Genomic DNA, 12,349 nt, shown 5'->3' with positions numbered 1-12,349 from the left:
TGACTTTTACCCACGCGTTGCCTAGGGTCCCTTCCTAATGTTCAAGAAACTGCGTGGCATGTTCTCCAGCGATCTGTCGATCGACCTGGGTACTGCCAATACCCTTATTTATGTGCGCGAGCGCGGTATCGTCCTGAATGAGCCGTCCGTGGTCGCCATCCGTACCCACGGCAACCAGAAGAGTGTCGTGGCTGTGGGCACCGAGGCCAAGCGCATGCTCGGCCGTACCCCCGGCAACATTTCCGCGATTCGTCCGATGAAGGACGGCGTGATCGCTGACTTCAGCGTCTGCGAAAAGATGCTGCAGTACTTCATCAACAAGGTTCACGAGAACAGCTTCCTGCAGCCGTCGCCGCGCGTGCTGATTTGCGTGCCGTGCAAGTCGACCCAGGTCGAGCGCCGCGCCATCCGTGAATCGGCCCTGGGCGCCGGTGCCCGTGAAGTGTTCCTGATCGAAGAGCCGATGGCCGCTGCCATCGGCGCCGGCCTGCCGGTCGAAGAGGCCCGCGGTTCGATGGTCGTCGATATTGGCGGCGGTACCACCGAAATCGCGCTGATCTCCCTCAATGGCGTGGTTTACGCCGAGTCCGTACGTGTGGGCGGCGACCGTTTCGACGAAGCCATCATCACCTACGTGCGCCGCAACTACGGTTCGCTGATCGGTGAAGGCACCGCCGAGCGCATCAAGCAGGAAATCGGTACTGCCTATCCGGGTGGCGAAATCCGTGAAGTCGACGTACGCGGCCGCAACCTGGCCGAGGGCGTGCCGCGCAGCTTCACCCTGAACTCCAACGAAGTGCTCGAAGCGCTGCAGGAATCGCTGGCGACCATCGTCCAGGCGGTCAAGAGCGCCCTGGAGCAGTCGCCGCCCGAGCTGGCTTCGGACATCGCCGAGCGCGGCCTGGTGCTGACCGGCGGTGGCGCGCTGCTGCGCGACCTGGACAAGCTGCTGAGCCAGGAAACCGGTCTGCCGGTGATCGTTGCTGAAGACCCGCTGACCTGCGTCGCCCGTGGCGGCGGCAAGGCCCTGGAAATGATGGACCGCCACGCCATGGACCTGCTCTCCACCGAGTGAGCCCCGCGGCTGTGGACGCTTGCCGTGCCGCCTCCGGGCGGCACGCGCATATTCGAGCATTGCAGTACACTCGGCCCAACCTTCGCCAGACCGGTTCGCCCTTCGCATGAATTCGCGCGCTTTCCGCCCTCGTGGCGCACAAGGAGCAGCTTATTAAGCCGCTCTTCGCCAAAGGTCCCTCGCTGGGCATTCGCCTACTGGTATTTGCCGTGCTGTCGGCAGTGCTGATGGTGGCCGACGCCCGCTTCGACACGCTCAAGCCCGTGCGCAGCATCATGGGCACGGTGTTGACGCCCCTGTACGAGCTGGCCGAGCTGCCCGTGCGGGCCTGGGAAGGCGCGACCCAGCAGATTTCCTCGCGCAGCGAGCTGGTGGCCGAGAATGAGAAGCTCAAGGCCGAAGCCCTGTTGCTGCAGCGCCGCCTGCAGAAGCTGGCGACCCTGACCGAGCAAAACGTGCGCCTGCGCGAGCTGCTCAACTCCGCGGCGCTGGTGGATGAAGAGGTGCTGGTCAGCGAACTGATCGGCGTCGACCCCAACCCATACACCCACCGCATCCTGATCGACAAGGGCGAGAAGGATTGCGTTGACGAGGGCAAGCAAAACTGCGTGTTCCTCGGTCAGCCGGTGCTCGATGCGCGTGGCCTGATGGGCCAGGTGGTGGAGGTCATGCCCTATACCTCGCGCGTGCTGTTGCTCACCGATAACACCCACAGTATTCCCGTGCAGGTCAACCGCAACGGCCTGCGCGCCATCGCTGTCGGCACTGGCAACCCGGAAAGCCTCGAGCTGCGCCATGTCGCCGATACCGCCGATATCAAGGAAGGCGATCTGCTGGTCAGCTCCGGCATGGGCCAGCGTTTCCCGGCCGGCTACCCGGTGGCCACGGTCAAGGAGGTGATCCATGATTCCGGCCAGCCGTTCGCCATCGTCCGCGCCACACCGACCGCGGCGCTCAATCGCAGTCGTTATCTGCTGCTGGTGTTCTCCGACCGGCGCAGCCCTGAGCAGCGCGCTTCCGATTCGGCCCAGGCCCAGGAGGCCGCTGACCGCGAGGCCGAGCAGGAACGTACCCAAGGCGAGCAGGCGCCCGCGTCGACCGCCACTCCGGCCGCGGACGCTCCCGCACAGGAGGCGAACTGATGGTCGGCGTAAAGTCTCGTAACGGCTGGGTGATCTGGTTGAGTCTGGCCTTCGCGCTGCTGCTCAGCGTCGCGCCGCTGCTCGAGTTCATGCAGATCGGTCGCCCGCTGTGGGTCGCCCTGATCCTCACCTACTGGGTGCTGGCGCTGCCGCACCGCGTCGGCCTGACCACAGCGTGGATTCTCGGCCTGGCGCAGGATGTGCTGTTCGGCACGCTGCTCGGGCAGAACGCGCTGATCCTTACCTTGATCACCTTTCTGGTACTGAGCCTGCACCAGCGTCTGCGCATGTTTCCCATGTGGCAGCAGAGCATGGTGCTGATGGTGGTGTTCGGCCTCGCCCAGCTGGTGCAGCTGTGGCTCAATGCGCTGACCGGCAGCCGCCCGCCAACCCTGGCCTTCATCCTGCCGGCGCTGGTGAGCGCCCTGCTGTGGCCGTGGATCTGCGTCATCCTGCGGGGGCTGCACCTGCGCCTCAACGTCAACTGAACGCGGCCTGGCATGGCTGGCCGCGGTTCGCCAAGGGAGATACCCGCATGGCCGAGCTGTTTCTGGCCTCCGCTTCGCCCCGTCGCCGTGAGTTGCTGGCCCAGATCGCTGTGCCATGCGTCACGCAAATCGCCTCGATAGATGAAAACCCGTTGCCAGACGAGCCGGCAGCAGCCTATGTAGAGCGTCTGGCTCGCGAGAAGGCGCGGGCCGGCCTGCGCGCATTGGGCGAACGTGTCGATGCCGTGGTGCTGGGCGCTGATACCGCCGTGGTGCTCGATGGGCGCATTCTCGGCAAACCGGCGGATTTCGCCGAGTCGCGGGCCATGCTGCAGGCCCTGTCGGGGCGCAGCCATCAAGTACTGACAGCCGTTGCGCTGGTCGGCGATGGTCGCGAGTCGGCTCGTGTGGTCAGCAGCGAAGTGAGTTTTCGCCCTATCAGCGAGGCCGAAATCGAGGCGTACTGGGCCAGCGGCGAGCCATGCGACAAGGCGGGCAGTTATGGTATCCAGGGGTTGGCGGCCGTGTTCGTCAGCCAATTGCAGGGCAGCTATTCGGCGGTGGTCGGTCTGCCGCTGTGCGAAACTGCCGAGCTGCTTGGGGAATTCGGTATTGCCTGCTGGCAATTCCCGGCGCCAGGACATTTTCAGAAACCAGGCGACGGCAACGCGGCTGCGGGATGAGGTGTCCGAAAAGCTTGAGTCCGCGGGGCGGTGCAGTAGCCCGGCCGGCATGATCACCAGGATGGATGCATGAGCGAAGAGATTCTGATCAATATCACGCCGATGGAGTCGCGCGTGGCCGTGGTGGAAAACGGCGTGCTGCAGGAAGTTCACGTCGAACGCACGCAGAAGCGCGGCATCGTCGGCAATATCTACAAGGGCAAGGTGGTGCGCGTGCTGCCCGGCATGCAGGCGGCCTTCATCGACATTGGCCTTGAACGTGCGGCCTTCATCCATGCCTCGGAGATCTCCACCCGCGAAGGCGCTGCGGTGGAGCCGATCAGTGCGCTGGTCCACGAAGGCCAGAGCCTGACGGTGCAGGTCACCAAGGACCCCATCGGCAGCAAGGGCGCACGCCTGACCACTCAGCTGTCGATTCCCTCGCGTTACCTGGTGTACATGCCGCGCACCAGCCATGTCGGCATCTCCCTGAAGATCGAGGATGAAGGCGAACGCGAGCGCCTCAAGCAGGTGGTCGCCGATTGCGTTGCCGCCGAGGGCATCGAGGAGGCGGGCGGCTTCATCCTGCGCACCGCGGCCGAGGGTGCCGGCGCCGACGAGATTCTCATCGACATCCGCTACCTGCGCCGCCTGTGGGATCAGATTTCCGCGCAGGTGCAGACCGCCAAGGCGCCGTCGGTGATCTACGAGGATCTGTCGCTGGCCCTGCGCACGCTGCGCGATCTGGTCAGCCCGCGCACCGAGAAGATTCGCGTGGACTCGCGGGAAACCTTCCAGAAGATCACGCAATTCGTCGCCGAACTGATGCCGGAAATCGCCGATCGTCTGGAGCACTATCCGGGTGAGCGGCCGATCTTCGACCTGTATGGCGTCGAGGACGAGATTCAGCGCGCCTTGGAGCGCAAGGTGCCGTTGAAGTCCGGTGGTTACCTGGTGGTCGACCCGGCCGAGGCGATGAGCACCATCGACGTCAATACCGGCGCCTTCGTCGGCCATCGCACGCTGGAAGAGACCATCTTCAAGACCAACCTGGAGGCGGCCACCGCGATTGCCCGCCAGCTGCGCCTGCGCAACCTGGGCGGCATCATCATCATCGACTTCATCGACATGGAAGACGAGGAGCATCAGCGTCAGGTGCTGCGCACCCTGGAAAAGCAGCTCGAGCGCGACCATGCCAAGACCAACATCATCGGCATCACCGAACTCGGCCTGGTGCAGATGACCCGCAAACGTACCCGTGAAAGCCTCGAGCAGATTCTTTGCGAGCCGTGCACCGCGTGTCAGGGCCGCGGCAAGCTGAAGACGCCCGAGACCATCTGCTACGAGATCTTCCGCGAAATTCTGCGCGAGGCGCGTGCCTACCAGGCGGAAAGCTATCGCGTGCTGGCCAATCAGAAAGTGGTCGATCGCCTGCTCGATGAAGAGTCGGGCAACGTCGCCGATCTGGAAGCCTTTATCGGGCGCACCATCAAGTTCCAGGTGGAAACCATGTATTCCCAGGAACAGTACGACGTGGTGCTGCTCTGAGCGCCGCAGGTACCGAGGGCGCCCTGGTGCGCCTGTTCTCGGCCTTGCTGCGCTGGGGCCTGGGGCTGTGCGCGGCCGTGCTGGTGCTGGCCGCGCTGTACGTCAGCCTGGGGCGTGAGCTGGTGCCGCTGGTGGCCGAATACCGCCTCGAACTGGAAGATCGCGCCACCGAGCAGCTGGGCGTGCCGGTGCGGATCGGCAGCCTCGAAGGCCGTTGGCGGGGCTTCGCGCCGGTGCTGGTGGCGCGCGATGTACGCCTCGGGGCCGAGGGTGCAGGGCTGAGCCTGGAGCGCGTGCAACTGCTGCCGGATGTGAGCGGCAGCCTGCTGGCACGCCAGCCGCGTATCGCCCATCTGCAAGTCGACGGTCTGCAACTGAACGTGCAGCAGAACGCCGAGGGCGGCTGGCAGTTGCAAGGATTGCCACAGCGCGACGGCCCCGAGCTGAATGTCGAACGACTGCTCAAGCAATTGCAGATGGTGCATCGCATCAGCCTGCTCGACAGCCGCGTGGTGGTGCAGCCTCTCAATCAGGAGCCGTTGCTGCTCAGCTACGTCAATCTGAGCCTGCGCTACGGCAGCAACAGCCAGCGCCTCGACGGTCGTCTGCTGCTGCCAGACGGCCAGCCGGTGGCGCTGAGTCTGCGCACGCGCATGCAGCCGAAGACCTGGCGCGAAGCCGAGTCGCAGCTCTATCTGAGCCTGCCGCAGAGCGATTGGGCGAGCTGGCTGCCGAAAACACTGCTCGGCGACTGGCAGCTGCAGCGCCTGCAGGCCGGCGGTGAGCTTTGGCTGGAAGGGCGCGGCCTGGCCCTGCACAAGGGCGCCCTGCGCCTGCATGCTCCCGCAGTGGTTGGCGGTCAGGCCAGGCACGAGGCCGTGACGCTCAAGGACCTGGCCTTCAACGCCTTCTTCGCTCGGGATGAGCAGGGCGTACGGGCACAGATCGATTCCCTGGCCATGAGCCATGGTGAGCAACGTATCGGCGAGCTGCACCTGAACCTGAAACAGCACGATGTGGGGGAGGCTGACGAGCGTTGGGCGCTGACGGCCGATCGTCTCGACCTCGCCGCCTGGGCGCCGCTGGTGCAGGCGCTGGCGCCGATGCCCGACAAGGCGCGCGAGGTTCTGGTGGCGCTGGCACCGGTTGGCGCGGTCAACAACCTGCTGCTCGATTATTACCCGCAGCGCGAGGGCGCCGAGCGTCTGCAGTTCGCTGCCAATCTGGACAAGGTGGGCATCCAGGCCTATCGCGGTGCGCCGGCGGCAGAGAATGTCAGCGGTAGCGCCTCGGGCGACATGTTCAAAGGCGAGCTGCGCCTGAATACCGAGGACTTCGCCCTGCACCTGGATCAACTTTTCCCCAAGCCCTGGCGTTATCGCCATGCTCAGGCGCGGTTGAGCTGGGACTGGAGTGAAACTGGCTTGACCCTCTACAGCCCCTATATGCGCGTGGACGGCGAGGAAGGGCAGGTCGCAGGGGACATGCTGATCCGCCTGCTGCGCGATCCTGAGGCGGAAAGCTACATGGACCTGCGCGTTGGCATGCGCGACGGCGATGCGTCCTACACCGAGAAGTATCTGCCGAGCCGCGCCCCCGGCATGAGTGCCGAACTCGATCATTGGCTGAAGACAGCGATTCGCGCCGGCCATGTCGAGGAAGGCTACTTCCAGTACCAGGGCTCGCTGAACAAGGGCGCAGCGCTGGGGGCGCGCAGTCTCAGTCTGTTCTTCAAGGTCAGGGACGCCGAGCTGGCCTTCCAGCCCGGCTGGCCGTCGCTGCGTGAAGGTGTGGGCGAGGTGCTGATCGAGGACGATGCCGTGCGCGTGCGCCTGCAGAGCGGACGTCTGCAGGAAAGCGAGGTCCGCGACGTCATTGCCAATATCCCGCTGCTGCACGATGGTAAGCCGCCACGTCTGCACCTCGATGGCAAGGTGCAGAGCAGCCTGAGCGACGCGATCAAACTGCTGCAGGAAGCGCCGCTGGGGACCTCGGAAATTTTTGCCGGCTGGCAGGGGCAAGGCCCGCTGACCGGGCGGCTGCAACTGGATATTCCGCTGCAGAAGGGAGCCAAGCCCGGTGTGGTGGTGGATTTCGCCACCGAGGGGGCCAGCCTCAAGCTGGCCAATCCGGATCTGCAACTGAACAAGGTGAAGGGCGCCTTTCGTTTCGACAGCAATGCCGGGCTGAGCGCGCCGGATGTTCGCGCCGAGGTATTCGGGCGTCAGGTAAGCGGCAGGATCAGCGCCGAAGGTTCACGCGGACAGGCGCGCAGCGGATTCGATCTGCGCGGCCAGGTGCAGGTCGATACCCTCAGCCAATGGCTCGGTGGGCCGCAGAAGCTGCCTGTCAGCGGTTTGCTGCCTTATCGCCTGCGCCTGACCCTGGACGGCGACGACAGCAAGCTGCGTGTCGACTCCAACCTGCGCGGTGTGGCGATCGATCTGCCGGCGCCGTTCGGCAAGACGGCGCAGCAGGAGCGTGATGCCAGTTGGCGCATGACGCTCTCCGGGCGTCAGCGTCGCTACTGGGCGGATTATGGCGAGCTGGCCAGTCTCAATTTGGCCGCACCTGCCGGCGCACTGGCCGAGGGGCGTGGCGAGGTGGTGGTTGGCGGTGGCGCGGCGGGACTGCCGCCTGGCCAGGGCCTGCGCGTGCGCGGACGCCTGGATGAGCTGGATCTGGATGCCTGGAAGCAGCTCGGTAGCGATCATCCGGTCGAGGTGGACGCTGACAGCCAGCGTTTTTTGCGCAGTGCACGGCTGGAAATCGGACGGTTGCGCGGCTTCGGCCAGGAGGTCGAGCAACTGAGCGTCGGCGTGACGCGAGAACCTCAGGGCTGGGCCCTGCAACTCGACAGCGAACTGGCCGCCGGCCAAGTGCTGCTGGCGGACGCCGAAGGCGTGCCTATCCGTATCGATTTGCGGCATGTCAGGCTGCCAGCTCCCGACCCCGAACCCGATGCAGAAAAGGCCAGCGATGCACCCGATCCCCTGGCCGACTTCGATCCCAAGTCGCTGCCGCCGCTGGATATCAGCATCCAGCGTGTTCAGCGCGGCGACAAGGTGCTGGGTGCCTGGTCGCTCAAGGTGCGCCCCGAGGAACAGGGCGTGCGTTTCGATGAGCTCGATCTCGACCTGCAGGGGTTGAAGATTGGCGGCAGCGCCGGTTGGCGAAGTGCTGCCGGCAATACCCAGAGCTGGTACAAGGGGCGCCTGCAGGGCAAGGACCTTGGTGCGATCCTGAAAGCCTGGGATTACGCCCCCAGCGTCACCAGCGAAAATTTCCGCGTCGACGTCGATGGCAACTGGCCCGGCTCGCCTGCCTGGTTCTCGCTCAAGCGCTTCTCGGGCAATCTCGACCCCTCGCTGCGCAAGGGGCAGTTCGTCGAAGTGCAGGGCTCGGCCCAGGCGCTGCGCGTATTCGGCCTGCTCAACTTCAATTCCATCGGCCGCCGCCTGCGTCTGGACTTCTCCGACCTGCTGGGCAAGGGGCTGAGTTATGACCGGGTCAAGGGCAACCTGCAGGCGACCAATGGCTTCTTCGTCACCCATGAGCCCATCACCATGACCGGGCCGTCGAGCAATCTCGAGCTCAACGGCAATCTGGATCTGCGTAACGAGCAGATCGATGCCAAGCTGCTGGTGACCCTGCCGGTGACCAACAACCTGCCACTGGCGGCTCTGATCGTCGGTGCACCGGCGATTGGTGGCGCCCTGTTCGTGGCGGACAAATTGCTGGGTGACAAGGTCGCCCGTTTCGCCAGCGTGCAATACGACGTCAGAGGCCCGCTGCACGACCCGGATATCCGTTTCGACAAGCCCTTCGAAAAACCGCAATGACGGCGCGTCTTGGCGTAGGCTGTCACGACGAGAACCGATGAGTGCCGCCATGAATCTCGCTGTAATCCAGATGGTCAGTCAGGATGACGTGCAAACCAACCTGCGCCTGGCGCGTCGCATGCTGGAGCGGGCGGCGCAGGGCGGTGCACGCCTTGCCGTGCTGCCGGAGAACTTCGCCGCCATGGGCCGTCGAGACTTGGCCGCCATCGGTCGTGCCGAGGCAGTCGGCGAAGGTCCCATCCTGCCCTGGTTGAAACGCGCCGCGCGTGACCTCAGTTTATGGATAGTGGCCGGCACCTTGCCACTGCCGCCTGACGACGATGCCGAGGGCAAGCCGAACGCCTGCTCGCTGCTGATCGATGACCAGGGCGAGCGCGCGGCTCGCTATGATAAGCTGCACCTATTCGACGTCGACGTGGCCGACAACCGTGGCCGTTATCGCGAGTCTGACGATTTCGCCCATGGCCAGCGTGTCGTGGTAGCGGACACGCCCGTGGGGCGCCTGGGTCTGACCGTGTGTTACGACTTGCGCTTCCCCGAGCTGTTCGGCGCGCTGCGCGAAGCCGGTGCCGAGCTGATCAGCGTGCCGGCAGCCTTCACCGCCGTGACTGGCGCGGCGCATTGGCAGGTGCTGACGCGCGCCCGTGCCATCGAGACCCAGTGCTACGTGCTGGCAGCCGGGCAGGGTGGCGAGCACCCCGGGCAGCGCCTGACCTTTGGCCATTCGGCGATCATCGACCCCTGGGGCAGCGTACTGGCCGAGCAGGATCAAGGCGAAGCCGCATTGCTTGCTTCGCGCGATGCCGCCGAGCAGGCGGCCATTCGCCAACGTATGCCGGTGCAGCAGCACCGCCGATTCTTTTTATCGGGCGCACCGCGTCCGATCGTTGTGGAGTGATCATGAATACGATGTTGCAATCCGTCAGCGAGCACCTGTTGGCGCCCGGTAACCTGACGCTCGACAGCCTCAGCAGCGTGCTGGGTGAGGTCGCAGGTCCCGGCATCGATGCCGCCGATCTCTATTTCCAAAGCCAGGTTTCGGAAACCTGGGTACTGGAAGATGGCATCGTCAAGGAAGGCAGTTTCAATCTTGATCAGGGCGTTGGCGTGCGCGCCCAGTCCGGTGAGAAAACCGGTTTCGCCTACAGCAATGCGATCAGCCTCGATGCGCTGACCCAGGCTGCGCAGGCTGCGCGTTCGATCTCCCGCGCCGGCCAACAGGGCCGCGTGCAGGCTTTCGTCAGTCCGCAGGTGACCCAGCTTTATGCCGAAGGCAACCCGCTGGATGTCATGAGCCGCGCCGAGAAGGTCGAGCTCCTGCAGCGTATCGATCGTGCCACCCGGGCGCTCGACCCGCGCATCAAGCAGGTCACCGTAAGTCTGGCCGGTGTGTGGGATCGCATTCTGGTCGCCGCTCATGATGGCAGCCTCAGCGCCGATATCCGCCCGCTGGTGCGCTTCAACGTCAGCGTCATCGTCGAGCAGAACGGTCGTCGTGAACGTGGTGGGCATGGCGGCGGTGGACGTACCGACTACCGCTATTTCCTGGAGGAAGACCGAGCCATGGGTTACGCCCGCGAGGCGCTGCGCCAGGCGCTGGTCAACCTGGAGGCTATCGCCGCACCCGCTGGCAGCATGCCGGTGGTGATGGGCGCCGGCTGGTCCGGCGTGTTGCTGCACGAGGCGGTCGGCCACGGCCTGGAAGGCGACTTCAATCGCAAGGGCAGCTCCAACTACAGTGGCAAGATTGGCCAGCAGGTGGCGTCCAAGCTGTGCACCATCGTCGATGACGGCACCCTGGTCGGTCGTCGCGGCTCGCTCAGCGTCGACGACGAAGGCACGCCGACCCAGTGCACCACGCTGATCGAGAACGGCGTGCTCAAGGGCTACATGCAGGACAAGCTCAACGCGCGCCTGATGGGCGTGGCTGCTACCGGTAACGGTCGTCGCGAGTCCTACGCGCACCTGCCGATGCCGCGCATGACCAACACTTACATGCTGGCCGGCGAGAGCGACCCGGAGGAAATCATCCGTTCGGTGAAGAAGGGCATCTACTGTGCCAACCTCGGTGGCGGCCAGGTGGACATCACCAGCGGCAAGTTCGTTTTCTCCACCAGCGAGGCCTACCTGATCGAAGACGGCAAGATCACCGCGCCGGTCAAAGGTGCCACGTTGATCGGTAACGGTCCGGAGGCTATGAGCCGCGTATCCATGGTTGGCAATGACCTGGCCCTGGACAGCGGCGTCGGCACCTGTGGCAAGGATGGCCAGTCGGTGCCGGTGGGCGTTGGTCAGCCGACGTTGAAGATCGACGCGATCACCGTCGGCGGCACCGGTGCCTGAGGCGATGCCGGCTCAGCGCAGGCCGCGCTGGATTTCGTCAAGCTCGCGGATGTACTTGAACACCTTGCGCGCGGCGGCCGGCGGCTTGTTGCGCGCGGCTTCATGCAGGGCATGACGAACCAGGCCGCGCAGATGCTGGACGTCGGCATCGGGGTAAAGCTCGACAAAGCTTTCCAGCGCACTGTCGCCTTCGCCGATCAGGCGGTCGCGCCAGCGCTCGAGGGCGTGGAAGCGCTCGTTGTATTCGCGGGTGGAGCTGTCCACCTGGTCGAGCATGGCGACGATCGCCTCGACATCCTGTTCACGCATCAGCTTGCCGATGAATTGGATGTGGCGTTTGCGCGCGGCGTTGGCGGTGTGTTTCGGCGCTTCGGCGAGGGCGCGGCGTAGTGCGTCGGTCAGCGGCATTTTCGCCAGCAGGTCCGGCTTGAGCGCAGTCAGGCGCTCGCCGAGTTCCTGCAGGGCATGCAGTTCGCGCTTGACCTGAGATTTGCTCTTCTCCAGGGAGAAGTCGTCGTAGGAATCAGACATGGGGTGGGTCCAGAGGGAAACGCCGCCATGATAGCAGTAACCGTGACCGCCGGCCCGTAGCCGGCAGTCGAGAGCAGGCCCCAGGCTACGTGTGCGAGGGGGCTGCGCCAGAGAATCGGGAGTGGTTATGAGTGAAGTAGAACGCATCGGGCCGCAGGCCTTGCCAGCGCTGCAGGAGCAGGTCGAGGCGATTCTCGCCGAGGCCAGGCGCCAGGGTGCCAGTGCCTGCGAAGTCGCCGTCTCGGCGGGCCAGGGGTTGTCCACCACCGTGCGCCAGGGCGAGGTGGAGACCGTCGAATTCAATCGCGACCAGGGTTTCGGCATCACCCTGTACGTGGGTCAGAGCAAGGGCTCGGCCAGCACCTCGGCCACCGGTATCGAGGCCATTCGCGAGACCGTGGCGGCAGCCCTGGCGATTGCCAGGCACGCATCCGAAGATGAATGTGCCGGCCTGGCCGATGCGGCGCTGATGGCCCGCGAGCTGCCGGAACTGGACCTTTATCACCCCTGGTCGATCACCCCGGAGCAGGCAGTCGAGCAGGCGCTGGCCTGCGAGGCGGCGGCATTCGCCGCCGACACGCGGATCAAGAACGCCGATGGCACCAGTCTCAGCACCCATCAGGGCTGCCGCGTTTATGGCAACAGCCATGGTTTTATCGGCGGTTTTTCGGGCACCCCCCCCCCCCCCGGGTGGGGGGGGGGGGGGGGGGGGGGGGGC

The 12,349-nt window shown here is 65.1% G+C and carries 10 protein-coding genes; 9 read left to right on the top strand and 1 reads right to left on the bottom strand.

Annotated elements, in window-relative coordinates; all coding sequences use genetic code 11:
- Positions 1-37: 37 nt before the first annotated feature.
- From mreB to tldD, 8 genes are all read left to right on the top strand, one after another.
- A complete protein-coding gene (gene mreB, locus P3C50_RS19060; protein ID WP_013714086.1) occupies positions 38-1,075 on the top strand; it encodes a rod shape-determining protein MreB in 1,038 nt (345 codons plus the stop codon).
- Between the two features lie 152 nt (positions 1,076-1,227).
- On the top strand, positions 1,228-2,217 hold the full coding sequence (mreC, locus tag P3C50_RS19055) for a rod shape-determining protein MreC (protein WP_275547269.1): 990 nt from the start codon (positions 1,228-1,230) through the stop codon (positions 2,215-2,217).
- Positions 2,217-2,705, top strand: a complete 489-nt coding sequence (gene mreD, locus P3C50_RS19050; RefSeq protein ID WP_197857576.1) for a rod shape-determining protein MreD — start codon at positions 2,217-2,219, stop codon at positions 2,703-2,705. The genes mreC and mreD overlap by 1 nt, the downstream gene beginning before the upstream one ends.
- A 47-nt stretch (positions 2,706-2,752) precedes the next feature.
- A complete protein-coding gene (locus P3C50_RS19045) occupies positions 2,753-3,388 on the top strand; it encodes a Maf family protein (RefSeq protein WP_275547158.1) in 636 nt (211 codons plus the stop codon).
- 69 nt (positions 3,389-3,457) lie between these two features.
- Complete coding sequence (gene rng, locus P3C50_RS19040) at positions 3,458-4,915, top strand: ribonuclease G (RefSeq protein ID WP_197857574.1); 1,458 nt, start codon at positions 3,458-3,460, stop codon at positions 4,913-4,915.
- 26 nt (positions 4,916-4,941) lie between these two features.
- Positions 4,942-8,757, top strand: coding sequence for a YhdP family protein (locus tag P3C50_RS19035; RefSeq protein ID WP_275547157.1), 3,816 nt, complete (start codon positions 4,942-4,944; stop codon positions 8,755-8,757).
- 49 nt (positions 8,758-8,806) lie between these two features.
- Positions 8,807-9,655 (top strand): carbon-nitrogen hydrolase family protein, encoded by an 849-nt coding sequence (locus P3C50_RS19030; protein WP_275547156.1) that lies wholly within the window; start codon positions 8,807-8,809, stop codon positions 9,653-9,655.
- Between the two features lie 2 nt (positions 9,656-9,657).
- Complete coding sequence (gene tldD, locus P3C50_RS19025) at positions 9,658-11,100, top strand: metalloprotease TldD (protein ID WP_275547155.1); 1,443 nt, start codon at positions 9,658-9,660, stop codon at positions 11,098-11,100.
- A 12-nt stretch (positions 11,101-11,112) separates the two neighbouring features.
- Here tldD and yjgA read toward each other — a convergent pair whose 3' ends face one another.
- Positions 11,113-11,631, bottom strand: a complete 519-nt coding sequence (gene yjgA, locus P3C50_RS19020; RefSeq protein WP_275547154.1) for a ribosome biogenesis factor YjgA — start codon at positions 11,629-11,631, stop codon at positions 11,113-11,115.
- A 127-nt stretch (positions 11,632-11,758) separates the two neighbouring features.
- Between yjgA and P3C50_RS19015 the strand changes: the two genes are divergently transcribed.
- Positions 11,759-12,349, top strand: a 591-nt coding sequence (locus P3C50_RS19015; RefSeq protein WP_275547153.1) for a PmbA/TldA family metallopeptidase, incomplete at its 3' end; no start/stop codon positions are given.

The sequence above is a fragment of the Pseudomonas sp. Marseille-Q0931 genome (genome assembly GCF_940789645.1).
Lineage (GTDB): Bacteria > Pseudomonadota > Gammaproteobacteria > Pseudomonadales > Pseudomonadaceae > Aquipseudomonas.
The sequence above is the reverse complement of the archived record's forward strand: the minus strand, read 5'-3'. Positions and strand labels throughout refer to the sequence as shown.